This window comes from Bradyrhizobium sp. TM102, from assembly GCF_009176685.1.
GTDB lineage: Bacteria > Pseudomonadota > Alphaproteobacteria > Rhizobiales > Xanthobacteraceae > Bradyrhizobium > Bradyrhizobium ottawaense.
On record NZ_AP021855.1, the window covers coordinates 7,024,126 to 7,050,380 of the forward strand.

Genomic DNA, 26,255 nt, shown 5'->3' on the forward strand with positions numbered 1-26,255 from the left:
TTTGTAACATTGAACCCAAGATACGTCAATATGCCTGACATAAATTTCGCGACTTCCTCTCACGACGCCGCCGAGCCCAAGCCGGCCGCAGACGACGGAGGCAATTTGCGCTGGGATATCATCGAGCTACTGTTCTTCGCCTATCGCGACTTCGTCGGCGATCCCGACCAGGAGCTGGAGGCTTTCGGCTTCGGCCGCGCCCACCACCGGGTCATGCACTTCGTCTACCGCTATCCCGGCCTCAAGGTCGCCGATCTGCTCGACGTCCTGCGCATCACCAAGCAATCGCTCGGCCGCGTGCTCAAGCAGCTGCTGGACGAGGGCTACATCGTACAGAAGACCGGCGACAATGACCGCCGCCAGCGCCTGCTCTACGCGACGCCGAAGGGCGAGGCGCTGGTGCAGAAGCTCGCCGGTCTGCAGACCACGCGGATCACCAAGGCGCTCGCCGAAATGGGTCCGCAGGATGCGGAAACCGTCAAGCGCTTCTTGCGCGCGATGATCGATCGCGACGATCCGGACAAGGTGCTCGAGACGATCTTCGCTTCCGTCAACCACGACGCCAAGGAGTGACCGTGACGCTCGCTGCCACTCTCGCCCGCCCGCCGGCGCGCCCGGCCGATGACGCGCCGCATCTGCTGCTCGTCGACGACGACCGCCGCATCCGCGATCTGCTCTCGCGCTTCCTCGCCGCCGAGGGCTACCGCGTCACCACCGCCGCGAGCGCCGGCGATGCACGCTCGAAACTGCTGGGCCTGCATTTCGACCTCTTGATCCTCGACGTGATGATGCCCGGCGAGACCGGCTTCGATCTCGCCCGCTTCATCCGGACATCCTCCTCCGTGCCGATCGTGATGTTGACGGCACGACACGAGGCGGAAGCGCGCATCGAGGGCCTGCAGATCGGCGCCGACGACTACGTGGCGAAACCGTTCGAGCCGCGCGAGCTGGCGCTGCGCATCAACAACATCCTCAAGCGCGCCGCGCCGCCGCCGCAGGCCACGACGGTGGAGAAGATCGCGTTCGGTCCCTACGTCTATCATCTCGATCGCGGTGAACTGCGCCAGGGCGAGGAGGTCATCCACCTCACCGACCGCGAGCGCGAGATGCTGCGCATCCTCTCGGAGACGCCGGGCGAGACCGTGCCGCGCAGTGCGCTGACCGGCAACGGCAGCGTCAACGAGCGCGCCGTCGACGTGCAGATCAACCGCCTCAGGCGCAAGATCGAGACAGACCCCGCCAATCCGCTGTTCCTCCAGGCGGTGCGCGGCATCGGCTACCGGCTGGTAGCCTCGCCATAAATCAGTGAAGCGCGACCGATGAGCACGATCGATACCGGCCTGACGCTGCTCCGAAGCGCCGCCGGCCGCGTCTCCGCCGTCAACGGCTGGATGGGCAACGCGTTCAAGGGGTGGATGCCGACCGGCCTCTACGCCCGCGCGCTGCTCATCATGATTGTGCCGATGGTGGTGCTGCAATCGGTCGTGGCCTTCGTGTTCATGGAGCGGCACTGGAATACGGTGACGCGCCGACTGTCGGCCGCCGTGGTGCAGGACATCGCCGCGCTGATCGACGTCTACAAGGGGTATCCGCAAGACCGGGATCGCGAGCAGATCCGCCGCATCGCCCAGCAGCGCCTCGGCCTCGTCGTCGATTTCCTGCCCGCCGGCGACATGCCGCCGCCGGGACCAAAGCCGTTCTTCTCGCTGCTCGACCAGACGCTGTCGGTGCAGCTCGGCCGCCAGATCGGGCGCTCGTTCTGGATTGACACGGTCGGCCGCTCCAATCTCGTCGAGATCCGCATCCAGCTCGACGATGCCGTGATGCGCGTGTTCGCGCAGCGCAGCGCCGCCTATGCCTCCAACTCGGAGATATTCCTGTTCTGGATGGTCGGCACGTCCTCGATTTTGCTGATCGTGGCCGTGCTGTTCCTGCGCAACCAGATCAAGCCGATCCTGCGTCTTGCCGACGCCGCCGAAAGCTTCGGCAAGGGCCGCGAAGCGCCGAACTTCCGCCCCAGGGGCGCGCGCGAGGTGCGGCGCGCGGCGGTCGCCTTCCTCGAGATGAAGTCGCGCATCGAGCGCACCATGGAGCAGCGCACCGCGATGCTCGCCGGCGTCAGCCACGATCTGCGCACCATCCTGACCCGCTTCAAGCTGGAGCTGGCGCTGATCGGCGACAGCCCCGAGCTCGAGGGCATGCGCAAGGACGTCGACGAAATGTCGATGATGCTGGAGGATTACCTCGCCTTCGCCCGCGGCGATTCCGGCGAGCAGTCGCAGCCGACCGACATGGCGCAGGCGCTCGAGGAGCTGCGCGGCGACGCCGAGCGCCACGGTCACACCGCGACCGTCGCCTTCCACGGCCTGCCCGTCGTGACGGTGAAGCCGGCCTCGTTCAAACGCTGCCTCGCCAATCTCGTCACCAACGCGGCGCGCTACGGCAAGGCCATCGCCATCACCGGCCAGCGCGATCACCGTTATTTGACCGTGACGATCGACGACGACGGCCCCGGCATTCCCGCGCATTTGCGCGAAGAAGTGTTCAAGCCGTTCCTGCGGCTCGACAACGCCCGCAACCAGGATGAAGGCGGCACGGGCCTTGGCCTTGCCATCGCCCGCGACATCGCCCGCTCGCATGGCGGCGACATCACCCTCGGCGACAGTCCGATGGGGGGACTGCGGGCGAGCGTGCGGATACCGGTGTAGCTGTAGCTGTAGCTGCAGCCTCACCTCTCCCCGTAAGAACGGGGCGAGGGAGCGCACCGGTTTCGGGGCAACGCTTACCTACTTCGGCAGCAGCGCCTTCAGCTTATCCATGTCGCGCACGTTCATCTTGAAGCCGCCGGGCATCACGATGTCGCCGGGCTTCTGGTCCGGTTTGCAGGCCCCAAGCCATTTGGCTTGCAGCGTCATGGTGGTATCGCGTCCCGCAGCGCCGGCGACACCGCCTTGTGCGTGCGAGGAGGTCTTCACCGTATAGGCCGAGTTGAAATCGCCCGTGATCTCGGCATGCGAGGTCGTGCTGACGCCGGCGACGCTGCACTCGGAATCGCTGACATAGCCGGTCGCGGTCTTCTTGATCTCCTGCTTGGCGCAGATCTGCTTGGCCATCGGGGAGACGTTGTTGCTCATCTCCTTGTCGACGGTCTCGTCGGTGCAGTGCTGCATGGTCATCTCGGGCACGGGCGAGCCGCTCGTGACCAGCTTCATCTCCCAAAGACCAGCCTTGCGCACCGGCAGGTCGTCGGCAAAGGCACCGCCTGCCGAAACCACGAGGCAAAGGGCCGAGCCGAGCAAAGCGAGTTTGCGCGTCATGTGAAAAGGCTCCCGGCTGAGAGAGTGCGGCGTTACGACAGCGCCTCAGTAGAGCGTGCGGATCGGCTGGTCGGCGGCGCCATAAGGCACCCAGCGGCAGGAGAACGAGATGTAACCGCCCTCATAGGCCTGCACCGCCAGGAATTTCACGACCTTGCCGTAGCGCGCGCAGTGGTCGACCGCGGCCTGCCGGGCGTCGACCTGGGTGGCCATCGAATAGGCGATGATGCCGCCGGTGTCGTTGCCCTTGAACGGCGGCACATAATCGGCGCGCGCCGACTGGCTCGCCATCAGACCCGAGACAACCAGGCTGGCGAGAAGACCCGCGGCCGCAATGATTCGCATTCCCGTCACTCCAATTGGCTGGTCGCCAGTTTACGGTGCCGGAAGGAAAGTGGAAAGAACCCAAGCCCTGCCAACCACGAAGTTGTGGTCAACTCCTGGCGAAGTGTTGCCGCGCTGCACTTGACCTCCCCCGGCCTTCGCGGCACCGTCCAACCTTCGCAAGACTTTAGCTGTCCGGATTGACCATGCGCGCCCCCCTCCTGAAATTGCTCCGCTATGCCGCTGTGCTCGGCCTCATGTTCGGAGCGATGTCGCTCGGTGAGGCCAGGGCCGCCAATCCGCTGGAGCTGAACTTCTGGCTGAGCGGACCGCGCTATGACGGCGCCGTCGCCGATTGCGACAGGGCGCTACCGACCATCGCTACCCAGTTCTGGGAAAAGGAAAGCACGTTCTGGAATTCCTCGTTGAGGATCACCGGCTTCTCCGCCGTTCGCGAGACCGCATTCCGGCCCTGGCAGTCCGACAACATTCCGCGCCGCTATTGCACCGGCGAGGCCATGCTCAATGACGGCAAGGTGCGCAAGGTGCACTTCTCGATCATCGAGGATGGCGGCTTCGCCGGCTATGGCAACGGCGTCGAATGGTGCGTGGTCGGGCTCGACCGCAACTGGGCCTACAATCCGGCCTGCCGCGCCGCCAAGCCCTGATGGGGAGCCCTGATCAGGAAGCCCTGATTAGGAAGCCCTGATTGGTCGCTCGAGGCGCCGAACGGCGGCCGCCGGAATTTTGTTCTTGAAATGTTCCCATCGCCTGCTAGGCTTCCTCGCACAGTCTAGTTGAGGGGCGTCGCCATGTTTCATTCCAGATTGCATTTGTTTTCCCGTCTCGTGATCTCCCTGACCCTTGCCGCCGGACTGGCCTTGCTCGCCGGCAGCGCAAGCGCCCAGGACAAGCGGCAGAACGCGCCCGGCGAATTCGACTTCTATGTGCTGTCGCTATCGTGGTCGCCCTCGTTCTGCGAGGAGGCGGCCGAGCGTGGCGGCCGCTCGCAGATCCAGTGCAGCGGTCGGCCCTACGCCTTCGTGGTGCATGGGCTGTGGCCGCAATATGAGAACGGCTTCCCGGAATATTGCCAGCGGCCCGCACCGCGGCTGAACCGCAGCATCGTCTCCTCGATGCTCGATTTGATGCCGGCGCCGGGCCTGATCTTCAACGAATGGGACAAGCACGGCACCTGCTCGGGCCTCGAGGGCCGCAGTTATTTCGAGACGATCCGCAAGGCGCGCGCTGCGATCAAGATCCCGACCGAATATCTCGATTTGCCGCAGGCCAAGTCCGTGGCGCCGGCGGAGGTCGAGGAAGCCTTCCTCAAGGCCAATCCGGGACTGAGCAATGCCGCCGTCTCGGTCACCTGCAACCGGACGCGGCTGTCCGAGGTCCGTATCTGCCTCAGCAAGGACCTGCAATTCCGCGCTTGCGACGAGATCGAACGCCGCACCTGCCGCCGCGATCAGGTGACCATGCCGCCGATCAGGGGCGGATAGGCCGACTTCTCAGACCGTCATTCCGGGGCCGCGAAGCGCGAAGAATCCATTGTCCCGTATAGCCGGTGGCGAAATGAATTCCGGGCTCGGTGCTGCGCACCGCCCCGGAGAATGACGGCAGTTACTTTCATCGCGCGATGTCGTAACTCTCCGCCATGAATTATCGTCACGCCTTCCACGCCGGCAACTTCGCCGATGTCATCAAGCACATCGTGCTGGCGCGCATCATCACCTATCTGCAGGACAAGCCGGGGGCGTTCCGCGTCATCGACACCCATGCCGGCGCCGGCCTCTACGATCTCGACAGCGACGAGGCGCGCCGGGGCGGCGAATGGCTGACCGGCATCGCGCGGCTGATGCAGGCACGCCTGTCGAACGAGACCCTGGCGCTGGTACAACCCTATCTCGATATCGTCCGCGCCTTCAATCCGAAGGGTGAGCTCAAAGCCTATCCGGGCTCGCCGTTGATTGCGCGCGGCCTGCTCCGGCCGCAAGACCGACTCGTCGCCTGCGAGCTCGAGCCGAAGGCGCGGAAAGCGCTGATCGCCGTGCTGCGCCGCGACGAACAGGCGCGCGTGGTCGACCTCGACGGCTGGGTGGCGCTGCCGGCCTTCGTGCCGCCGAAGGAGCGGCGCGGCCTCGTGCTGATCGATCCGCCCTTCGAGGCCAAGGACGAGTTCGAGCGGCTGGGCGAAGCCTTCTCCACCGCCTTCGCGAAATGGCCGACCGGCATCTATGTCATTTGGTATCCCGCCAAGAACCGGCGTGCCACCGACACACTGGTCCAAACGGTGGCGCGGCTCGCAGCTGCAGCAAAGCCGCCGGGAAATTGTCTGCGCCTCGAGTTCAGCGTCGCGCCTCAGCTCGATGGCGGGGCTCTCGCCTCCACCGGGCTCCTGATCGTCAATCCGCCCTACACGCTGCAGGGCGAGCTCAAGACGATCCTGCCCGAGCTGGAAATGCCGCTCGGCCAAGGTGGTGCTGCCAGATTCCGATTGGAGGTGCCCAAGCCCTAGAGCCAAGAAGCCGTAACACTCCGGCATTCTTGGGAAAAATATGCAGGAGCGGTAGTCAATCTGCAGAGAACCGTATTATGCTGTTTCCGTGACTGGCTTTACGTTCCGCTTCCGCGAATGGTTGCGGCGGAGTGAAGGCCTAAGAAAGATCCGGCCGGACCGCCAGCGGTCCGCCCAAGGATGGCCAGCTCCCGGGCTCCGTAGTGCCCGGTCATGTCGTGACGTGAGTCTGCGTCGCGGCGGAGGAGCAATGAGGGGGAGTTTCCCGATGGCCATGACGGGAACGGTCAAGTTTTTCAACGGCGAACGCGGCTACGGTTTCATCAAGCCTGACGACGGCGGCCGCGACGTATTCGTACATATTACTGCTGTGGAGCGAGCCGGACTGAAGGACCTTGCGGAAGGACAGCGTATTACTTTCGAAGTCGAACCCGACAAGAAGGGGAAGGGACCGAAGGCGGTCAATCTGGTCATCCTGTCCTAGCGGGCCTGACGCACAACATTCGGCGCAATACTTGGCGCAAAAAATACCTGGCGCAAAAAATTCCCGGCCGCGAGCGGCCGGGAGGTTGTGGTCCGGTATTTTCTTCTTCAGCTATCAGAAACGATAGTTCACGCCTGCGCGCACAACGCTGGCGCTATAGCCGTTTGACACCCCTGTAATTGCGAACTGTGTCGTCGACAGATCGATGTAGAGATATTCCAGCTTGGCGCTCCAGTTGGGGGCCAGACCGACTTCCGCACCGGCGCCGATGGTCCAGCCGGCGGTGGTGTGCGATTCCGTCCAGCCGAAGGTCTGCGCACGCAGCTCGCCGAAGGCGAGGCCGGCGGTGCCATAGAACAGCACGTTGCTGAAGGCATAGCCGGCGCGGCCGCGCAGGGTGCCGAACCACGGATTGGAGAATTTCCACGGTGCGAAGGTGTCGTCGGCACCGGCGGCCTGGATGTCGCCCTCGACGCCGAACACAAACGGGCCATTCTGGAAGTTGTAACCGGCTTGCACGCCGCCGACGAAGCCCGACGGCTTCGAGGGGTTGTTGTCCACCGAGCCCCATTCATAGCCGATGTTGCCGCCGAGATAGGGGCCTGCCCAGCTATACGCGTTGAGCGGCTGGTTGACGGTATAGGGCGCGCGCTGACCGTAATTCATGTCGGCGGCCTCCGCCGAAGCTGTCCAGCCGGCGGCAACCAACGCGGCTGCGCCCACAACGAGCCTCTTCATCACACACTCCAACGCAACTGCCGTCACCGGTGCGGCGCCCGCGCCGCCGCGCCAGGCAAACCGCATCGTTACGGAACCACGACCTTTTCGGGTAAGATTTATCGAGAGTTTTAAGTTAAAGGGCTGTTAAGCCGGGTTACCGCGCTGTTAACAGGCTTAAGCAAGCGTTACCGGGAACTGCGCCGCCATCCTGTGCGTGCCGCACGGCCGGAACTTCAAATCGGCACCCCCAGCGCCTAAATTCGCTCCATGGTTCACGATTCCACCGACAATCCGGACGACCGCGCGCCCAAACCCGTGCTTGGCACCGCGCCGGACGTCCCAGCCGAGACGCCTCCGGATCTCGATCCCGCCACCAGCGGCGGCGATGACGAGGACGATGCGCGGCTGCCCGATATCCTGGAAGAGAGCGGCGCCGTCGGCGAAGGCCCGCTGGCGTCCGGCCATGAGGCGATCGAGCGCGCGGTCCGGCTCGCCCCGACCTCGCCCGGCGTCTATCGCATGCTCAATGCGAATGCCGACGTGCTCTATGTCGGCAAGGCCAAGAACGTCAAAAAGCGCCTCTCCAACTATGCGCGCCAGAATGCGCCACAGCCGGCCCGCATCCTGCGCATGATCGCGGCCACGGTCACCGTGGAGATCGTCTCGACCAACACCGAGACCGAGGCGTTGCTGCTGGAAGCCAACCTCATCAAGCAGCTGCGGCCGCGCTTCAACGTGCAGCTGCGCGACGACAAATCGTTTCCCTACATCCTGATCACCGGTGACCATTGGGCGCCGCAGATCCTGAAACATCGCGGCGCGCAGAGCCGGCCCGGGCGCTATTTCGGTCCGTTCGCCTCCGCCGGCGCGGTCAACCGCACCATCACGGCGCTGCAGCGCGCCTTCCTGATCCGCTCCTGCACGGATTCCTTCTTCGAGAGCCGCAGCCGGCCCTGCCTGCTCTACCAGATCCGCCGCTGCGCCGGCCCCTGCACCCGCGAGATCGACTTTCCCGGCTATACGACCCTGGTGCGCGAGGCGAGCGACTTCCTGTCCGGCAAGAGCCATGCGGTGAAGCAGGAGCTTGCGGGCGAGATGGAGAAGGCGTCCGGTGAGCTCGAGTTCGAGCGCGCCGCACTCTACCGCGACCGCCTCGCCGCTTTGTCGGCGATCCAGTCGCAGCAGGGCATCAATCCGCGCACCGTCGAGGAAGCCGACGTGTTCGCCATCCATCAGGAGGGCGGCTTCTCCTGCGTCGAGGTGTTCTTCTTCCGCACCGGCCAGAACTGGGGCAACCGGGCCTATTTTCCGCGCGCGGAGAAGACGTACACCCCCGAAGAGGTGCTCGGCTCCTTCCTCGCCCAGTTCTACGACGACAAGCCGCCGCCGAGGAACATCCTGCTCTCGCACGAGATCGAGGAGAGCGAGCTGCTCGCCAATGCGCTCTCGATCAAGGCCGGCCACAAGATCGAGGTCACCGCGCCCAAGCGCGGCGAGAAGAAGGAACTCGTCGCCCACGCGCTGACCAATGCGCGCGAGGCCCTCGGCCGCAAGCTCGCGGACACCGCCACGCAAAGCCGCCTGCTCGACGCCATCGCCACGACGCTGAGCCTGCCGCATTCGCCCAAGCGCATCGAGGTCTACGACAACAGCCACATCCAGGGCACCAATGCGGTCGGCGCCATGATCGTCGCCGGCCCCGACGGTTTCGTGAAGAACCAGTACCGCAAGTTCAACATCAAGTCGGAAGGGATCACGCCGGGCGACGACTTCGCCATGATGCGCGAGGTGCTGGAGCGGCGCTTCAAGCGCCTGATCAATCCGCCCGAGGAAGGGGCGGCCAAAGCCAAGGACGACGATTTCCCGCAATGGCCCGATCTCGTCATCATCGACGGCGGCCGCGGCCAGCTCAACGCCGTGCGCGAGATCTTTGCAAATCTCGGCCTGACCCAGGTGTCGCTGATGTCGGTCGCCAAGGGACCGGACCGGGATGCCGGCCGCGAGACCCTGTTCATGCCGGAGCGTGAGGCGATCAAGCTGGAGCCGCGCGATCCCGTGCTCTATTTCATCCAGCGGCTGCGCGACGAGGCCCACCGCTTCGTCATCGGCTCTCACCGCAAGCTGCGCAAGAAGGATATCCGCGAGGCTGGTTTGCAGGAAATTCCGGGCATCGGCCCGTCACGCAAACGTGCCTTGCTGCATCATTTCGGAACCCTGAAGGAGATCGAACGGGCCTCGATCGCCGATCTCGGCAAGGTTCCGGGGGTCAGTGCCGAGAGCGCGCGCAGGATTTTCGAGTATTTCCATCCCCAGCCGGGATGAATTAAAGGGGGACCGCAGTCATATGATCGTCGTGTCCGCACCTCATTTGGGGCGCGGGACGGTTGACGTTCAGGCAGCAGCGGTATTGGTAGGACGGATGAACATCGCCACCACACGAGGGACGACCAGCCGCGCGATGTCCCTCCCCAACATCCTGACCTATGGCCGGATCGCCGCGATCCCGGTTGTCGTCGGATGCATCTATGCGCAGTCGATTCTGGATCAGCCGCTCTGGCTGCGCTGGGTGGCGGTGGCCCTCTTCATCGCGGCCGCGGTCACCGATTACCTCGACGGCTATTACGCGCGGATCTGGAATCAGCAATCGGCGTTCGGCCGGATGCTCGACCCGATCGCCGACAAGCTGCTGGTCGCCTCGTGCCTGCTGATGCTGGCCGCCGACGGCATCATCCATGGCTGGTCGTTGTGGGCCGCCATCGTCATCCTGTGCCGCGAGATCCTGGTCTCGGGCCTGCGCGAATACCTCGCCGCGCTCAGGGTCAGCGTGCCCGTGACCAAGCTTGCGAAGTGGAAGACCACGGTCCAGCTGGTCGCCATCGGCTTCCTGCTCGCGGGACCCGCCGGCGACGAGGTGGTGCCCGTCGTCTCGATGATTGGCCTCGCGCTGCTGTGGGCCTCGGCGATCGTGACTATCTACACCGGCTACGATTATTTCCGCGCCGGCATCCATCACCTCATCAAGGAGGACGAGGGATGAAGGTGAAATATTTCGCCTGGGTGCGCGAGCGCGTCGGCAAGGCGGAGGAGACCATCGAGCCGCCGGCGACCGTGCGCACCGTCGAGGAGCTGATCGCCTGGCTGTCCGGCCAGAGCGAGGCCTATGCCTACGCATTCGAGAAGCCGAAGGTGATCCGCACCGCGATCGACCATGCCCATGTCAAATCGGATGCCGCGATCGCGGGCGCCCGCGAGATCGCGTTCTTCCCGCCGATGACCGGCGGCTAGGCCATGACTTCCCCTGTCGCCAGCTGCCCCGTCACCATCCGTATTCAAGAAGACGATTTCGACATCGCGCGCGAGATCGCGGTCCTGACCAAGAGCCGGACCGACATCGGCGCGGTCGTGAGCTTCTCCGGCATCTGCCGCGCGGACGATGACAGCGCCAAGGTCGCCGCGCTCACGCTCGAGCACTATCCTGGCATGGCCGAGGAAGAGATCAGGCGTCATGCCGACGAGGCGACCTCGCGCTGGCCGCTGAACGGCGTCACCGTGATCCATCGCGTCGGCCGCTTCATGCCGGGCCAGAACATCGTGCTGGTGCTGACCGCCTCGCAGCACCGCCAGGCCGCATTCCATGCCGCCGAGTTCCTGATGGACTACCTCAAGACCAGTGCCCCGTTCTGGAAGAAGGAAGAGAGCGAAGCCGGCACCGGCTGGGTCGAGGCCCACGCCCGTGACGACGAGGCCGCCGCGCGCTGGACCCGATCCTGATGGCAAAAGCATCCAAAAAGACCGTCGGCGGCCGCGCCGCGCCCAAGCTCGCCAAAGTCGGCCCGGGCGAACTTCTCACGCTGCTCGATTTCGTCCGCTACGGGGTGAGCCGCTTTGTCGAAGCCGAGCTCGCCTTTGCGCACGGGACGACCGATCCGATTGCCGAAGCAGCCTTCCTGGTGAGCGAAGCGCTGCATCTCAATCCCGAGCAGTTCGAGATTTTTGCCAACGCACGGGTCACGGCGGCGGAGGGCAAGACCATCCTCGACCTCGTCCATCAACGCGTCACCACGCGCAAGCCGGCCGCCTATCTCGTCAACAAGATCTACATGCGCGGCCTGCCCTTCTATGTCGACGAGCGCGTCATCGTTCCACGCTCCTTCATCGGCGAGCTCCTCGAGTCGCATTTCGGCGGCGAAGGCAATGCTGGAGCGCTGATCGACGACCCTACGGGCGTCGAGCGCGTGCTCGATCTCTGCACGGGATCGGGATGCCTCGCCATCCTCGCCGCGCATCATTTCCCGAACGCCGCCGTCGATGCCGTCGACATCTCCAAGGGCGCGTTCGAGGTCGCCACGCGCAATGTCGGCGAATACGGGCTCGAGGACCGGATCAGCCTGTATCGCGGCGATCTGTTCGCCCCGCTCGGCGATGCGCGTTACGACCTGATCATCACCAACCCGCCCTATGTCGACGCAGAAGGCATGGCCGCACTGCCGCCTGAGTGCCGGGCCGAACCCAAGCTCGCGTTCGACGGCGGCGCCGATGGCCTCGACGTGGTCCGCCGCATCCTGGCTGAGGCGCCCGATCACCTCACCCCGGACGGCGGACTGATCTGCGAGATCGGCCGCGGCCGGGAATTGGTCGACGAGGCCTTTCCGGAACTGCCGCTGCTCTGGCTCGACACCGAGGACTCCGAGGGCGAGGTGTTCTGGATCGCGGCCGCCGATCTCGCCTGATTCACCAAACGGACGGAGCTCCGTCGGAACAAGTCAAATTCCGCCACGTTCATCCCCCGAACGAATTTTCTCGCTCTCGGAGGATGTCCGCATGCTCGCGCCATCGGGCGAATTGCTGCGCGCCGGCATGGCGCTGAAACTCAACCACCTCAAGCGCGCCGCGCAATCCTATTTGCGTGACCGCACCAGCCAGGCCACCGGGCGCGCGACGTCCTACGCGGTCGCGGCCGGTCTGTTCGCGGTCGCCGGGCTGTTCGTGATCGCGACCTTCTTCGTCGGCCTGATCGCCCTCTACCGCTGGGTTGCAATCACCTACGGACAGTTCTGGGGCTTTGGTGCCGTCGCCGCCGTGCTGCTGGTGCTCGCCGCGGTTTGCGCCGGCGTCGCCATGGCGATGATGAAGCGGCCGACCAAGCAGATCGTACCGCTCGCCAGCCGGATGCGCGTTGCGATCGCCTCCCCTCGGATTCCGCGCGGAACGGTCAAGCAGGCGGTGAAGGAGGTCGCGACGACGATTCCCCTGGTGCCGCTCGCGCCGGGCGAGCGCGGCCATGGCAGAAGGGCCTCACCCGTTCGCACCAACCGGCCCGTGCAGCTTGGCCTGATGCTCGCGGCGATTGGGCTGGCGGGGTTTACGGCGGCGCGCCGCAGACGTCACGGTCAAAGATTGGACGCTTGAATGCTGCTGCGGCGCTCCGAACAGCTCGACTCCTGGCTGCTGGTGGCAGCGACGGCCGTCTTCGTGCTGACGGCGGAGCGCTACTTTCAGGACAGGGACCTGGTCCCATCGGGGCCGCCGCAAGACCATCGCAAAGGCGAGGCGAATTCTCCGGAGACGCACCCCGCGCACGCGGCCGTGCAGCCCGGCCATGGCCGCCGCGCGAAGAGCCCGCTTGAGATCCCCTGGAAGGGCTGGAAGGATATCTTCTGGCGGACCTATCAGCGCATCGACGAGGATCGCCTTCTGGCGACAGCGGGCGGCGTCGTGTTCTTTGGGCTGCTCGCGATCTTTCCGGCGGTTACGGCGCTGGTTTCCTCCTACGGCCTGTTCGCCGATCCTAAGACGATCAGCGCCAATCTGCAGACGCTCGCGACGATGCTCCCTGAGGGCTCGTTCCAGATCGTCGAGGAGCAGGTGGCGCGCGTGGTCTCACATGGCAGTACCACGCTCGGTGCGACGTTCCTGTTCGGCCTTGTGCTGGCGATCTGGAGCGCCAATGCGGGCGTCAAGGCGATCTTCGATGCACTCAACGTCGCTTATGAGGAGCGCGAGAAGCGCAGCTTCATCAAGCTTAACATGGTGTCTCTGGCCTTCACGGTCGGTGGCATCGTGGCGCTGCTGGTGATGGTGGGGCTTGTCGTTGCCTTCCCGCTGGCGCTCAATCATCTCGGCATGGCGCCCGAAAGCAAGCTGATCGTGGCGCTGGCACGATGGCCGCTCATGTTCCTCGTCCTGCTGGTGGCGCTTGCCATCCTCTACCGCTTCGCGCCCAGCCGCGATGCGCCGCGCTGGCAATGGCTCAGCCTCGGCGCGGTGATTGCCGCCATTCTCTGGATTGCCGGCTCGGCGCTGCTCTCCTGGTATCTCTCCGAGTTTACCAACTACAATGCGACCTACGGCTCGCTCGGCGCCGCAATCGGTTTGATGACCTGGATGTGGATGTCGGCAATCGTCATCATGTTCGGCGCCGAGCTGAATTCGGAGATCGAACGGCAGACGCTGAAGGACACGACCGAAGGGCCATCCAAGCCGCTCGGCACCCGCGACGCCGTCTCGGCCGACACGGTCGGAGCCGCCGCGCCAGCCTGACCGCGCCCGGGACCGGGCTGCTATCCCCTCGAATCAACAATGATGCTAAGCTCATACGGCCTAGGGGGAGCATGAGGCGTGACGGGTTCGCACAGTGACCCGTGTTTTCCCGGGTGAGGCAGTCAGCTCTTTGAGGCGTAACGCGCGGCATGATTCGCATTTCGACGATCTTCATCGCCATCTGCATGGTACTGGTCGCGGCCTCGCTCGGGCTTGTGCTCTACGCCGTCGCCGGCATCAGCGGAACCGAATCCGCGATCGTGGCGCTGACCGCGCTGACCTTCCTGATCCTCTACAACGCGGTGTCGATGCGGCTGCGCGACCGCAGCGACGTCGGCGGCCAGATCGCCGATTTGTCGCGCGGCACCGCCGATCTGGCCCGCCAGGTGGCGGAGTTCGGCCGCCGGTTAGCCGCGATCGAGGGACGCATCGCCTCGTCCAATTCGACCAACTCCGACCGCATCCAGTCGGTGGTCGGCGAGATCAACGAGCTCGGCGGATTGGTCAGGCAGCTCGCCACCACCGTATCGACCCATGAGGATCTGTTGGCCGGCCATGCGCCAGCGCCGGCTCCCGTTCCCGCTCCGATCGCCAGGCTGGAGCCGGAGGCGCCGATCGACCTGATTGCGCCGTTCGAGGAGCGGCCGGCGGCCCCTCCCCCGTTGCCCGCACCGCCGTCACGACCGGCACCGGCGATCCAGACCCAGGCCGCCAATCCGGTTCCGGCAGTCACCGGGCGCAACCAGACCCAGCTGCTGGCGACGCTGCGCAACGCGATCGACGAAAACCGCATCGACATCTTCCTGCAGCCGATGGTGACACTGCCGCAACGTAAGGTGCGGTTCTACGAGGCGGTGACGCGCCTGCGTGACGAGCGCGACCAGCTGATCGCCGCCGAGGAGTTCATCAGCATCGCGGAAGCGTCCGGGCTGATCGGTCGCATCGACAACATGGTGATGCTGCGCTGTGTGCAGGTGCTGCGGCGCCTGATGGTGCGCAACAAGGACGTCGGCGTGTTCTGCAACGTCGCGGCCTCCACGCTCGGTAATTCCACCACCTTCGCGCAATGCCTCGACTTCCTCGAAGCCAACCGGGCGCTGGCGCCCTCGCTGGTGCTGGAGTTCAAGCAATCGACCTTCCGCAGTCTCGGCCCGGCCGAGACCGAGAATCTCGCGGCGCTCGCTCAGCGCGGCTTCCGTTTCTCGATCGACCATGTCACCGATTTGCGCATCGAGCCGCGCGAGCTGGCCGACCGCGGGGTGCGCTTCATCAAGGTGCCGGCCACGCTGCTGCTCGACCCCAGGCAGGCCTCGGCCTCGGACATCCATCCCTCCGACCTCTCCGACCTGCTCGGCCGCTTCGGCATCGACCTGATCGCGGAGCGGATCGAAGGCGAGCGCGCGGTCGTGGACCTGCTCGACTATGACGTGCGGTTCGGCCAGGGGTTCCTGTTCGCGCCGCCCCGGCCATTGCGGCCTGAGGGGGCATCTGCTACCGGCGGGGCCTCGCCGAACCAGGCGCAGGACATTCAGGGATCCAATGGCTCCGCTCCCCCCAGCCAAGATACGAAATCTGGCGCGACACCTGGCGCAACGTCAGCCACTCCTCCGGCGCAACGCATCACCGGCAACGCGGCGCTCGCGCGCCGCATCTGATCGGCGCTGCGCATCATGACCACGCTGCATTTCGCCGAAAGCCTGCGCGAGCTCGTGGGCGGTGTCGATGTCGTGCTCAGCGACATCTGGGGCGTGGTCCATAACGGCCTCGAATCCTTCCCCGAGGCCTGCGAGGCGCTGCACACTTATCGCAGCCGCGGGGGTACGGTGATCCTGATCACCAACGCACCGCGCCCGGCCGATAGCGTGCAGCGGCAATTGCGCAAGCTCGGCGTCGCCGACGAGACCTATGACGCGATCGTCTCTTCGGGCGACCTGACCCGGCTCTATGTCGCCGAGCATCCCGGCCGCAAGATGTTCTGGCTCGGCCCCGAGCGCGACAACTCGATCTATCGCGGCCTCGATGCGAAAACCGCGCCGCTGGAGGAAGCCGACTACATCGTCTGCACCGGCCTCTATGACGACGAGACCGAAACGGCGGAAGACTATCGCGGCATGATGCTGAAGGCGCGCGAGCGCAAGCTGACGCTGGTCTGCGCCAACCCCGACATCGTGGTGGAACGCGGCGACCGGCTGATCTATTGCGCCGGCGCCATCGCGGAGCTCTATCGCGAGCTCGGCGGCGAGGTGATCTTCTACGGCAAGCCGCACCGACCGATCTACGAGCGCGCGATGGCACTCGCCGGCGAACGCCAGGGCCATCCGATCGACCGGAAAAAAGTGCTGGCGATCGGCGATTCCGTCCGCACCGACTTAACCGGCGCGCGCGAATTCGGCATCGACTGCCTGTTCGTGACCCGCGGCATCCATGCCGAGGAGTTCGAGGGTCTCGACCAGCTCGACCCGGCATCGGTGATGGAATTGTTCGGCCACCCGCCGAAGGCGCTGATGCGCGAATTGAAGTGGTGACGGCTGGGCGTGAACTGACGCCGGCTTAGACTAATTGCTTAGCTCTCAACACCGTCATGGCCGGGCTTGACCCGGCCATCCACGACTTGCTTCTAGCGTCCAAGAACGTAGATGCCCGGGACAAGCCCGGGCATGACGATCTCTTTTGAAAGCTGTGTTTGGATCAGGCGGCGCTTTACGCGCTCGCCATGTCCGGGAAGACCGCCTCGATCTTGGTCTTCAGCGTCGCCGCGTTGAACGGCTTGACGATGTAGTTGTTCACGCCGGCCTTCTTGGCTGCGATCACGTTCTCGGTCTTGGATTCCGCGGTGATCATGATGAAGGGCGTGGTGGCGAGGTTCGGATCCGCGCGCACTTCGCGCAGCAGGTCGTAACCCGTCATCGGCTCCATGTTCCAGTCGGAGATCACGAGCCCGTATTTCTTGCCGCGCATCTTGTTCAGTGCTGCCGAACCGTCGCTGGCATCATCGATGTTCTCGAAGCCAAGCTGCTTCAGCAGATTCCTGATGATACGGATCATGGTGCTGTAGTCATCCACCACCAGAACCGGCATCGACAAATCAACCGCCATCTCGACTCCCCCAACACAAACGCAGGAATATTACGATCGGACCTGCCCAAGCCGGAGCCCGGCAGTTCCACGCTCAAGGACTAGCACCAAGGCGTTAAACAGCGCGTTAATTGGGGACGCCTCCCAAGAACTGAAATCGCGTTCGATGCGGCCGCCCCCTCCCGCTTGACTTCATCCGGCCGCTCGCGCCACGGTCCCGGCCGGTCCTGCCGGTTTGAGAATTCCCCTGATGGCTCCGCATTTTACCATTATCCGCGACACCACGCCGGTCTCCGCTATTCCAAGGGGTGCCGTGGTTGCCATGGGCAATTTCGACGGGGTTCATCTCGGCCACCGCGCCGTGATCGCCGCAGCCCTGGAAATGGGCCGGGCGCAGGGCCGCCCTGCGCTGGCATTGACCTTCGAGCCGCATCCGCGGCGTTTTTTCAGCCCCAACACCCCTCAATTCCGTCTGACGGACGAGCGGGCCAAGTTGCGGCTTCTGGCCGGCACCGGGCTTGCCGGCGCCGTGGTCATGACCTTCGACAAGGCCCGTGCCGGAACCAGCGCGCAAGACTTCATTCACCATGACCTGATCGGGCGGCTCGGCGTCAGCGGGATCGCGGTCGGCTATGACTTCCATTTCGGCAAAGGCCGCGTCGGCTCGCCGAGCCTTCTGGTCAACGAAGCGCCCCGGCTCGGCATCGAGGTCGACGTGCAGCCCCATGTCGATATCGACGAGCGGCCGGTGTCCTCCAGCGCGATCCGGATCGCACTCGCCGAAGGCCAGCTGGACGAGGCCACCACCATGCTGAGCGCACCCTGGTTCGTCACTGGCGAGGTGATCCACGGCGAGAAGCGCGGCCGCGATCTCGGCTACCCCACCGCCAACATCCGCCTCGACGCCAATTGCGGATTGAAGCACGGCATCTATGCGGTGCGCGTCGGCCGCGGGCCTGAGCGGCTGGACGGGGTGGCGAGCTTCGGCCGCCGCCCGACCTTTGATAATGGCGCTCCCCTCCTCGAGATCTTCCTGTTCGACTTCAAGGGCGACCTCTACGGGCAGGCTCTGGACTGCGCCTTCGTCGGCTTCATTCGCGAGGAGCTGAAATTCGACAGTCTGGAGGCCTTGATCCGGCAGATGGACGACGATTCCGCCCGTGCCCGCGCCATCCTGGCGGCCGCCCCGGACGCGTTTCCGCGGCTCGGCACCATCGATTGAGCCCGAACCCGGCTTCCCCGAACCTTTGCGCTTCCCTTGGCCCCCTGCTATGGAGAGCCCATGTTTGCGCGGCGCATCATAGGGATTAGCGGCCCGGCTTCCGCCTGAGCCTGAGGGCTCGGCGCAAGACCGGGATTTTGTCGTTTCACCCCGCGATTCCGCATCGCCATCCGTTCCCGCGCCCTTCCGAGCCAGTCAGCCTCATGTCCGAAAAGCCGCAAAAGTCCCCAAAGTCTGAAGCCAAAGACTATTCGAAGACCCTGTTCCTGCCGCAGACCGAATTCCCGATGCGCGCCGGCCTGCCGCAGCGCGAGCCGGAGATCCTCAAGCGCTGGTACGAGATCGGCCTCTACGAGAGACTGCGCGAGAGCGCGAAGGGCCGCGCCAAGTTCGTGCTGCATGACGGCCCGCCCTATGCCAACGGCAACATCCATATCGGCACGGCGCTGAACAAGATCCTCAAGGATCTCGTCACCAAGAGCCAGCAGATGCTCGGCTTCGATTCCAACTACGTGCCAGGCTGGGACTGCCACGGCCTGCCGATCGAATGGAAGGTCGAGGAAGAGCATTATCGCAAGAAGGGCAAGCAGAAGCCCGATTTCCGCGACTCCACCGCGATGATCGACTTCCGCAAGGAGTGCCGCGCCTACGCCACGCATTGGCTCGGCGTGCAACGCGAGGAGTTCAAGCGCCTCGGCGTCATCGGCGATTGGGATCATCCCTACGCCACCATGAGCTATCCGGCCGAAGCCCAGATCGCGCGCGAGCTGATGAAGTTCGCCGCCAACGGCACGCTCTATCGCGGCTCCAAGCCGGTGATGTGGAGCGTGGTCGAGAAGACCGCATTGGCCGAAGCCGAGGTCGAGTACGAGGACCACACCTCCGATACGGTGTGGGTGAAATTCCCGGTTACGTCGCCCGCGCACGGCGCTCTCGCCTCCGCAAGCGTCGTGATCTGGACCACCACGCCGTGGACCCTGCCGGGCAACCGCGCCATCTCGTTCTCGCCGAAGATCGCCTACGGCCTGTACAAGGTGACGGACGCGCCCGCCGACAATTGGACCAAGACGGGCGACCTCCTGATCCTCGCCGATGCGCTCGCTGAAGAGGTCTTCAAGCAGGCCCGCGTGACGGCCTTCGAGAAGGTGCGCGATATCCCCGGCGACACCATGGACGCGATCGAATGCGCCCATCCGCTGAAGGGCCTTGCCGGCGGCTACGACTTCATCGTGCCGCTATTGCCCGGCGACCACGTCACCGACGACACCGGCACCGGCTTCGTGCACACCGCGCCTGGCCATGGTCGCGAGGACTTCGATGCCTGGATGGCGCAGGCGCGCGATCTCGATGCACGCGGCATCACCACGGCAATCCCCTATACCGTCGACGAGAACGGCGCCTACACCGATCATGCGCCGGGCTTTGCCGGCAAGCGTGTCATCAACGACAAGGGCGAGAAGGGCGACGCCAACGAGGCCGTGATCAAGGCGCTCGTCGAAAGAGGCATGCTGCTGGCGCGCGGCCGGCTCAAGCACCAATATCCGCACTCCTGGCGCTCCAAGAAGCCGGTGATCTTCCGCAATACGCCGCAATGGTTCATCGCGATGGACAAGGACGTTGCGGCGAGCGGCAAGGCGAAGAGCGGCGACACGCTGCGGGCCCGCGCGCTGCACGCGATCTCGGTGACGCAATGGGTGCCGCCTTCAGGCGAAAACCGCATCAACGGCATGATCGAGGCGCGGCCCGATTGGGTGATCTCGCGCCAGCGCGCCTGGGGCGTGCCGATCGCCGTGTTCGTGCGCGAGAAGGGCGACGGCTCCGCCGAGATCCTCCAGGACGAGGCCGTCAATACCCGTATCGGCGATGCCTTCGAGCAGGAAGGCGCCGATGCCTGGTACGCGAAAGGCGCGCGCGAGCGCTTCCTTGGCGTGCGTGCCAATGAAGACTGGCAGAAGGTCGACGACATTCTCGACGTCTGGTTCGATTCCGGCTCGACACACGCCTTCGTGCTCGAAGACCCCGTGCAGTTTCCCGGGCTCGCCGGCATCAAGCGCAAGGTCGACGGCGGCACCGACACGGTGATGTATCTGGAAGGCTCGGACCAGCATCGCGGCTGGTTCCACTCCTCGCTGCTGGAGAGCTGCGGCACGCGCGGTCGGGCTCCTTACGACATCGTGTTGACCCACGGCTTCACCCAGGCCGAGGACGGCCGCAAGATGTCGAAGTCACTCGGCAACACCATCGAGCCGCAGGCCGTCATCAAGGAATCCGGCGCCGACATCTTGAGGCTCTGGGTCGCGTCTTGCGACTACACCGACGACCAGCGCATCGGTCCCGAGATCCTGAAGAACACGGTCGAGACCTACCGCAAGCTGCGCAACACCGTGCGCTGGATGCTCGGCACGCTGCATCATTACAAGCCGACTGAGGCGGTCGCGCCCGCCGAGATGCCCGAGCTCGAACGGCTGATGCTGCACGAGCTCGCGATCCGCGCCGCCGCCATCGGCAAGGCCTATCAGGAGTTCGACTTCAAGTCGGTGGTCGCGATCCTGTCCGCTTTCCTGAACAGCGAACTCTCGGCGTTCTATTTCGACATCCGCAAGGACACGCTTTATTGCGATCCGCCGTCGTCGCCGACGCGCAAGGCGGCGCTGACGACGATCGACCTGTTGTGCGCCTCGGTCCTGAAATGGCTGGCGCCGATCCTAAGCTTCACCGCGGAGGAAGGCTGGCGCATGTATCGCCCCAACGCCGAACCGTCGGTGCATCTGACCCAGTTCCCGAACGATCTCGAAGCCTTGCGCGACGACAAGCTCGCCGCGAAATGGGAAGCGATCCGTAACGTCCGCCGTGTCGTCACGGGCGCGCTCGAGCTCGAACGCGCCGCCAAGAACATCGGCTCGTCGCTGGAAGCCTCGCCGGTGATTTATGTCGCCGACCGGGACATGCTGATGACGCTGTTCGACGTCGACCTGGCCGAAATCTGCATCACCTCGAACTACGAGGTGCGTGAGGGCGAGGCTCCCGCCGATGCATTCCGGCTCGATGCCGTGCCCGGTGTCGCGGTCGTGGTGGAGAAGGCGGTCGGCACCAAATGCGCCCGCTCCTGGAAGATCTCCCCGACGGTCGGCGAAGACGCTGAATACCCCGACGTCACCCCGCGCGACGCACAAGCACTGCGCGAGTGGAAGGCGTTGGGCGTGAGCGTCTGATCGGCACCCCATGACCCCGCTCCGCGCCGGCATCCTCGCGGCCCTGGTCACGCTTGTGGCCGACCAGGCCTCGAAGCTCTGGCTGCTGAACGGGTTCGACCTCGCCCGTCGCGGCGTGGTGAAGGTGACGCCGTTCTTCGACCTGGTGCTGGCCTGGAATATCGGCATCAGCTTTGGCTGGCTCCAGAACGACAGCCAGGCCGCGCAGCTCGCGCTGATGGCCGTCAAGGCCATCGCCGTGGTCGCGCTGGCGATCTGGATGGCCCGCTCGCACACCCGGCTTGCCACGGTCGCGCTGGGGCTGATCATCGGCGGCGCCATCGGCAACGGCATCGACCGCCTCGCCTATGGCGCGGTGGTCGATTTCGCCCTGCTCCACATCGAGATCGGCGGAAATACCTATAATTGGTATGTGTTTAACCTCGCCGACGTGGCCATCGTTGCTGGGGTGGCGGGGCTATTGTATGATTCCTTCCTGGGGGTACCCGCCGCAAAAGCGCCCTGATCCCGGTCGATACGGACCGGCAGGTGGAACCCGGCCTTTGCGAGGGTTTGCCGCGTGCGAGCGGCGATCTGACACAATATGGAACAGGTACAGTAATGCGCAGCTCGAAGACCAGCTTTTCGATGGTTCGAGACCCCCGATCGGGGCATTGGCAGGCGTTGAAATTGTCCGCCGTCGCGCTCTGCATCGGTCTCGTCATGTCGGTCGGCGCAGCGCGTGCCGGTGATGACGACGATGATGATGACGGGATGACCTTCGAAGAGAAGATCATCGACAATCTGATGTCCGGCATCGGCGCCAAGAGCATGGAAAAGCCCGGCATCGAATACCGCGAGCGCTCGCCGCTGGTGGTGCCGCCCAAGCTCGACCTGCCGCCTCCCGCGACCCAGGCCAAGGCCGCTCCGAACTGGCCCAAGGACCCCGAGGAGAAGCGCCGCAAGGAAGCCATCGCCGCGCGCAAGAAGGCAACCAAGGAAACGGAAAACTGGCAGGCCGCCCGACAGCTGACGCCTGCCGAGATGAAGGCCGGCCAGGTCGCCGCAGCCCCCCGGACAAGCAATGACCCGATCCAGCCGGGCACCAACGGCAATCCGTCACTCAGCCCCGCCGAACTCGGCTTCTCCGGCGGCCTGTGGAATATGATGAAGGGCGGCAACGCCACCGAAGAAAAGAAATTCACCGAGGAGCCGCCGCGCCAGTCGCTGGTCGAGCCGCCGCCGGGCTATCAGACGCCGTCTCCGAACTACTCCTATGGCGCCGGACCGGACAAGTCGCGGCGGACCTATTTCGACATCATGTCCGGCAAGGACAAGGAACAATAGCGTTCCTGTTCCACAGACCCGAAACCCCGCGCCGGCGCTTCATGTACGCCGGCCGAGGCGCATAAATTGCTGATCAGTAACTTGCCTATGCGTTGGGTTCTCTGCTTCGTGACGCGAAGCCACAGCCGCACGGTGTAGCATGCCGTGCCGTCCGAGCCGGATATCCGGACCTCGGCCTTTCAAAAGGATCATAATGTCCTCTTACCGATCGGCTGCCTGCCTCCTTGCCGCTTTGCTTTCGACGAGCATCCTCTCGGCCGGCGCGGCCCTTGCCCAGACCACGGTAACATCGGCCCCGCCCGCCAGCTTCACGCTCAGCAACGGCATGCAGGTCGTGGTGTTCCCCGACCACCGCACGCCCGTCGTCACCGAGATGATCTGGTACAAGGTCGGCTCGGCCGACGAGACGCCGGGCAAGTCCGGCCTCGCCCACTTCCTCGAGCACCTGATGTTCAAGGGCACCTCGAAGCATCCCGTTGGCGAATTCTCCCAGACCGTGCTTCGCGTCGGCGGCAACGAGAACGCCTCGACCTCGGTCGACTACACCAACTATTACCAGCGCGTGCCGAAAGAGCAGCTGCCGACCATGATGGAGTTCGAGGCCGACCGCATGACAGGCCTCATCCTCAAGGACGAGAACGTGCTGCCCGAGCGCGACGTCGTGCTCGAAGAGTACAACATGCGCGTCGCCAACAATCCGGACGCGCGGCTGAACGAGCAGATCATGGCCGCGCTCTATCTCAATCATCCCTACGGCCGTCCCGTGATCGGCTGGCATCAGGAGATCGAGAAGCTCGACCGCGAGGACGCACTCGCCTTCTACCGCCGCTTCTATGCGCCGAACAACGCGATCCTGGTGATCGCCGGCGACGTCGAGGCCGCCGACATACGCCCGCTGGTGGAGCGCAATTTCGGCTCCATCCCGGCGCAATCAACGATTCCGGCGCGGCGCGTCCGTCCGCAGGAGCCGGAGCCCGCCGCCCCGCGCACCGTCACGCTGGCCGACCCGCGCGTCGAGCAGCCGAGCATGCGGCGCTATTATCTGGTGCCCTCGGCAACCACGGCTGCGGCCGGTGAAAGCGCGGCACTCGACGTGTTGGCGCAGCTGATGGGCAGTGGCAGCAATTCCTATCTCTACCGCGCCCTCGTCGTCGACAAGCCGCTCGCGGTCTCCGCCAACGCCAGCTATTCGAGCATCTCACTCGACCCGACCCAGTTCGCCATCTCGGCCTCACCAAAACCCGGCGTCAGCTTTGCCGAGGTCGAGCAGGCGGTCGACGGCGTCATCGCCAATGTCGCGCAGAACCCGATCCGCGCCGAGGATCTGGAGCGGGTCAAGACCCAGCTGATCGCGGAGGCGATCTACGCCCAGGACAATCAGGCGGTGCTGGCACGCTGGTATGGCGGCGCGCTGACCACGGGCCTGTCGATCGAGGACATCAGGAGCTGGCCCGACCGCATCCGCGCGGTCACCGCCGAGCAGGTCCGCGCCGTTGCGCAGAAATGGCTCGAGAAGAAGCGCTCGGTGACGGGCTATCTGATCAAGGACACTGCCGCCACCAAGCGCGAGGAGAAGCGTTCGTGACCTATCCCTTCCTTCGACGCGCTGCATTCTCCCTTGCCACCGGCGCTGCGCTCGCGCTCGCTGCGGTCTCGCCGTCACAGGCGGCCGCAAAGATCCAGCACCTGATCTCGCCGGGCGGTATCGAAGCCTGGTTCGTGCAGGACGCAACCGTGCCGCTGATCGCCATGGAATATTCCTTTGCCGGCGGCTCGGCGCAGGATCCCAAGGACAAGCCGGGCGTCGCCAACCTGGTCGGCGACCTGCTCGACGAAGGCTCCGGCGATCTCGACTCCAAGACCTTCCACGAGCGGCTCGACCGCCGCGCCATCGAGCTCTCCTTCAGCGCCACCCGCGACACCTTCCGCGGCAGCCTGCGCATGTTGCGCGACAACAAGGACGAGGCCTTCGACCTGCTCAGGAGCGCGTTGACCTCGCCGCATTTCGACACCGCCGATGTCGAACGCATCCGCTCGCAGGTCGTCTCGGGCCTGCGCCGCGAGACCACCAATCCGACCTCGCTGGCGAGCCGCAAGTTCCTGGAGGTCGCCTTCGGCGATCATCCCTATGGCCGGCAGACCAACGGCAACCTCGACAGCGTGCCGACCATTACGGTCCCCGACATGAAAGACTATGTCGGCCGCGTGCTTGCAAAGGATGGGCTGAAGATCGCTGTCGTCGGCGACGTCGATCCGGCGACCCTCGGCAAGCTGCTCGACCATACATTCGGCAGCCTGCCCGCCAAGGCCAACCTCACGCCGGTTCCGGACGTCGAGGCCGCAAAGCCGCCGCAGCGCGCCTTCGTGACGCTCGACGTGCCGCAGACCGTGATCACATTCGGTGGCCCAGGGGTGAAGCGCAGCGATCCGAACTTCATGGCGGCCTATGTCGTCAATCACATCCTCGGCGGCGGTGGCTTGTCCTCCAGGCTCTATCGCGAGGTCCGCGAGAAGCGAGGCCTGGCCTATTCGGTGTTCGAATCGCTGCTCTGGATGGAGCATTCGGCGGTGTTCATCGGCAATACCGGCACGCGCGCCGACCGCGCCGGCGACACCATCGACGCCATCGACAAGGAAGTGCGCCGGATCGCCGAGGAAGGCCCGACGCAGAAGGAGCTCGACGAGGCCAAGTCCTACCTCAAGGGCTCGCAGATGCTGGCGCTCGACACCTCCTCCAAGCTGGCGCAGGCGCTGCTGCAGTACCAGCAGGACAAGCTGCCGATCGACTATATCGAGAAGCGCAATGCCATCGTCGACGCCGTGACGCTGGACGACGCCAAGGCCGCCGCCAAGCGCCTTTGGGGCCAGGGTCTCCTGACCGTCGTCGTCGGCCGCGCCCCGCAGGCCGCGGCGCAGCCGTCCGCGGCTCCGGCGACGAAGTCGAACTGACGTCCCTCTCGGATGTCCTGAAATGGCCGGGCTCGCCCGGCCATTTGCGTTTCCACCAAGCACCATTGCCCAATGCAGACGTCCGCGATATGTCCGGACATCACGAATGGTGCCATCATGCTGCGGATATCCCGCGATCTCGTCATCGACGAGGACGACATCGAGATCGGCTTTGTCCGTGCTTCCGGCCCGGGCGGGCAGAACGTCAACAAGGTCGCGACCTCGGCGCAGCTGCGCTTCGACGCGCGCAAGCTGACCCTGCCGGAGGATGCGGCGATTCGGCTCGCCCGCCTCGCCGGTCAGCGCATGACCAAGGACGGCGTGATTGTGATCCAGGCGCAGCGCTTCCGTACCCAGGAGCGCAACCGCCAGGATGCCATCGACCGCCTCACGGAGATGCTGCGCGAAGCCATGGTGCGGCCAAAGCCGCGTCGGGCGACAAAGCCGACTTTTGGCTCAAAGCAGCGCCGGCTCGACGGCAAGAAGCGCCGCAGCGACGTCAAGGCCGGACGCGGCGGGCGCTTCGACGACTAATTAGCGCGGCAAAAAACTCCGGCCGCGAGGC

Annotated in this window: 27 protein-coding genes; 23 read left to right on the top strand and 4 right to left on the bottom strand. The window is 65.0% G+C overall.

Going from position 1 to position 26,255, the window contains the following annotated elements; genetic code table 11:
* Positions 1–30 precede the first annotated feature (30 nt).
* Genes GDN70_RS33200 through GDN70_RS33210 form a run of 3 tightly spaced genes read left to right on the top strand, consistent with a single transcriptional unit; the run spans position 31 to position 2,708 of the window.
* Entirely contained in the window at positions 31–573 is a 543-nt protein-coding gene (locus GDN70_RS33200) for a MarR family winged helix-turn-helix transcriptional regulator (RefSeq protein WP_028140157.1), read from the top strand.
* A complete protein-coding gene (locus tag GDN70_RS33205; protein WP_038971144.1) occupies positions 570–1,301 on the top strand; it encodes a response regulator in 732 nt (243 codons plus the stop codon). Before GDN70_RS33200 ends, GDN70_RS33205 begins: the two co-directional genes overlap by 4 nt.
* An 18-nt stretch (positions 1,302–1,319) precedes the next feature.
* Positions 1,320–2,708 (top strand): ATP-binding protein, encoded by a 1,389-nt coding sequence (locus GDN70_RS33210; RefSeq protein ID WP_028140155.1) that lies wholly within the window; start codon positions 1,320–1,322, stop codon positions 2,706–2,708.
* Between the two features lie 78 nt (positions 2,709–2,786).
* On the opposite strand, the gene GDN70_RS33215 is transcribed toward GDN70_RS33210, so the two are convergent.
* Both GDN70_RS33215 and GDN70_RS33220 read right to left on the bottom strand, forming a co-directional pair.
* Entirely contained in the window at positions 2,787–3,317 is a 531-nt protein-coding gene (locus tag GDN70_RS33215) for a DUF3617 family protein (protein ID WP_028140154.1), read from the bottom strand.
* A 45-nt stretch (positions 3,318–3,362) separates the two neighbouring features.
* Positions 3,363–3,662: a hypothetical protein gene (locus GDN70_RS33220; protein ID WP_028140153.1), complete on the bottom strand. Its 300-nt coding sequence runs from the start codon at positions 3,660–3,662 to the stop codon at positions 3,363–3,365.
* A 185-nt stretch (positions 3,663–3,847) separates the two neighbouring features.
* On the opposite strand from GDN70_RS33220, the gene GDN70_RS33225 reads away from it, so the two are divergent.
* From GDN70_RS33225 to GDN70_RS33240, 4 genes are all read left to right on the top strand, one after another.
* A complete protein-coding gene (locus GDN70_RS33225) occupies positions 3,848–4,309 on the top strand; it encodes a hypothetical protein (protein WP_028140152.1) in 462 nt (153 codons plus the stop codon).
* A 144-nt stretch (positions 4,310–4,453) separates the two neighbouring features.
* Positions 4,454–5,146, top strand: a complete 693-nt coding sequence (locus GDN70_RS33230) for a ribonuclease T2 (RefSeq protein ID WP_152103570.1) — start codon at positions 4,454–4,456, stop codon at positions 5,144–5,146.
* Between the two features lie 155 nt (positions 5,147–5,301).
* The gene (locus GDN70_RS33235; RefSeq protein ID WP_095424814.1) at positions 5,302–6,162 is read left to right on the top strand and encodes a 23S rRNA (adenine(2030)-N(6))-methyltransferase RlmJ; all 861 of its coding nucleotides are present in this window, start codon (positions 5,302–5,304) and stop codon (positions 6,160–6,162) included.
* 268 nt (positions 6,163–6,430) lie between these two features.
* A complete protein-coding gene (locus GDN70_RS33240; protein ID WP_008544396.1) occupies positions 6,431–6,646 on the top strand; it encodes a cold-shock protein in 216 nt (71 codons plus the stop codon).
* A gap of 114 nt (positions 6,647–6,760) precedes the next feature.
* Here the strand turns inward: GDN70_RS33240 and GDN70_RS33245 are convergent, their stop codons facing one another.
* A complete protein-coding gene (locus GDN70_RS33245; RefSeq protein ID WP_028140149.1) occupies positions 6,761–7,384 on the bottom strand; it encodes an outer membrane protein in 624 nt (207 codons plus the stop codon).
* Between the two features lie 249 nt (positions 7,385–7,633).
* On the opposite strand from GDN70_RS33245, the gene uvrC reads away from it, so the two are divergent.
* From uvrC to GDN70_RS33290, 9 genes are all read left to right on the top strand, one after another.
* Positions 7,634–9,688 carry an excinuclease ABC subunit UvrC gene (gene uvrC / locus GDN70_RS33250; RefSeq protein WP_028140148.1) on the top strand — a complete coding sequence of 685 codons (2,055 nt, stop codon included), beginning with the start codon at positions 7,634–7,636 and terminating at the stop codon, positions 9,686–9,688.
* A 97-nt stretch (positions 9,689–9,785) separates the two neighbouring features.
* Positions 9,786–10,403 carry a CDP-diacylglycerol--glycerol-3-phosphate 3-phosphatidyltransferase gene (pgsA, locus tag GDN70_RS33255; RefSeq protein ID WP_018318354.1) on the top strand — a complete coding sequence of 206 codons (618 nt, stop codon included), beginning with the start codon at positions 9,786–9,788 and terminating at the stop codon, positions 10,401–10,403.
* Positions 10,400–10,651, top strand: a complete 252-nt coding sequence (gene moaD / locus GDN70_RS33260; RefSeq protein ID WP_018318355.1) for a molybdopterin converting factor subunit 1 — start codon at positions 10,400–10,402, stop codon at positions 10,649–10,651. The genes pgsA and moaD overlap by 4 nt, the downstream gene beginning before the upstream one ends.
* 3 nt (positions 10,652–10,654) lie before the next feature.
* Positions 10,655–11,137 (top strand): molybdenum cofactor biosynthesis protein MoaE, encoded by a 483-nt coding sequence (locus GDN70_RS33265; protein ID WP_028140147.1) that lies wholly within the window; start codon positions 10,655–10,657, stop codon positions 11,135–11,137.
* Positions 11,137–12,096, top strand: coding sequence for a 50S ribosomal protein L3 N(5)-glutamine methyltransferase (gene prmB / locus GDN70_RS33270; protein WP_038947474.1), 960 nt, complete (start codon positions 11,137–11,139; stop codon positions 12,094–12,096). Before GDN70_RS33265 ends, prmB begins: the two co-directional genes overlap by 1 nt.
* 91 nt (positions 12,097–12,187) lie before the next feature.
* A complete protein-coding gene (locus GDN70_RS33275) occupies positions 12,188–12,775 on the top strand; it encodes a hypothetical protein (RefSeq protein WP_028140145.1) in 588 nt (195 codons plus the stop codon).
* Positions 12,776–13,906, top strand: coding sequence for a YihY/virulence factor BrkB family protein (locus tag GDN70_RS33280; protein ID WP_028140144.1), 1,131 nt, complete (start codon positions 12,776–12,778; stop codon positions 13,904–13,906).
* A gap of 149 nt (positions 13,907–14,055) precedes the next feature.
* On the top strand, positions 14,056–15,561 hold the full coding sequence (locus GDN70_RS33285; protein ID WP_152103571.1) for an EAL domain-containing protein: 1,506 nt from the start codon (positions 14,056–14,058) through the stop codon (positions 15,559–15,561).
* 15 nt (positions 15,562–15,576) lie between these two features.
* Positions 15,577–16,431 (top strand): TIGR01459 family HAD-type hydrolase, encoded by an 855-nt coding sequence (locus tag GDN70_RS33290; protein ID WP_028140142.1) that lies wholly within the window; start codon positions 15,577–15,579, stop codon positions 16,429–16,431.
* Positions 16,432–16,606: 175 nt separating this feature from the next.
* On the opposite strand, the gene GDN70_RS33295 is transcribed toward GDN70_RS33290, so the two are convergent.
* Entirely contained in the window at positions 16,607–17,002 is a 396-nt protein-coding gene (locus tag GDN70_RS33295) for a response regulator (protein ID WP_008567674.1), read from the bottom strand.
* A gap of 229 nt (positions 17,003–17,231) precedes the next feature.
* Between GDN70_RS33295 and GDN70_RS33300 the strand changes: the two genes are divergently transcribed.
* The 7 genes from GDN70_RS33300 to arfB all read left to right on the top strand — a co-directional run bounded on the left by GDN70_RS33300 (position 17,232) and on the right by arfB (position 26,224).
* Entirely contained in the window at positions 17,232–18,203 is a 972-nt protein-coding gene (locus GDN70_RS33300) for a bifunctional riboflavin kinase/FAD synthetase (protein ID WP_028140141.1), read from the top strand.
* A gap of 203 nt (positions 18,204–18,406) precedes the next feature.
* Positions 18,407–21,415, top strand: a complete 3,009-nt coding sequence (gene ileS, locus GDN70_RS33305) for an isoleucine--tRNA ligase (RefSeq protein WP_038971148.1) — start codon at positions 18,407–18,409, stop codon at positions 21,413–21,415.
* Between the two features lie 10 nt (positions 21,416–21,425).
* Positions 21,426–21,920: a signal peptidase II gene (gene lspA / locus GDN70_RS33310; RefSeq protein WP_028140139.1), complete on the top strand. Its 495-nt coding sequence runs from the start codon at positions 21,426–21,428 to the stop codon at positions 21,918–21,920.
* Between the two features lie 95 nt (positions 21,921–22,015).
* The gene (locus GDN70_RS33315; protein ID WP_038947479.1) at positions 22,016–22,741 is read left to right on the top strand and encodes a hypothetical protein; all 726 of its coding nucleotides are present in this window, start codon (positions 22,016–22,018) and stop codon (positions 22,739–22,741) included.
* Positions 22,742–22,934: 193 nt separating this feature from the next.
* The gene (locus GDN70_RS33320) at positions 22,935–24,326 is read left to right on the top strand and encodes a pitrilysin family protein (RefSeq protein WP_152103572.1); all 1,392 of its coding nucleotides are present in this window, start codon (positions 22,935–22,937) and stop codon (positions 24,324–24,326) included.
* Positions 24,323–25,690 (top strand): pitrilysin family protein, encoded by a 1,368-nt coding sequence (locus GDN70_RS33325; protein WP_028140136.1) that lies wholly within the window; start codon positions 24,323–24,325, stop codon positions 25,688–25,690. Before GDN70_RS33320 ends, GDN70_RS33325 begins: the two co-directional genes overlap by 4 nt.
* A 117-nt stretch (positions 25,691–25,807) precedes the next feature.
* Positions 25,808–26,224, top strand: coding sequence for an alternative ribosome rescue aminoacyl-tRNA hydrolase ArfB (gene arfB / locus GDN70_RS33330; protein ID WP_028140135.1), 417 nt, complete (start codon positions 25,808–25,810; stop codon positions 26,222–26,224).
* Positions 26,225–26,255 lie beyond the last annotated feature (31 nt).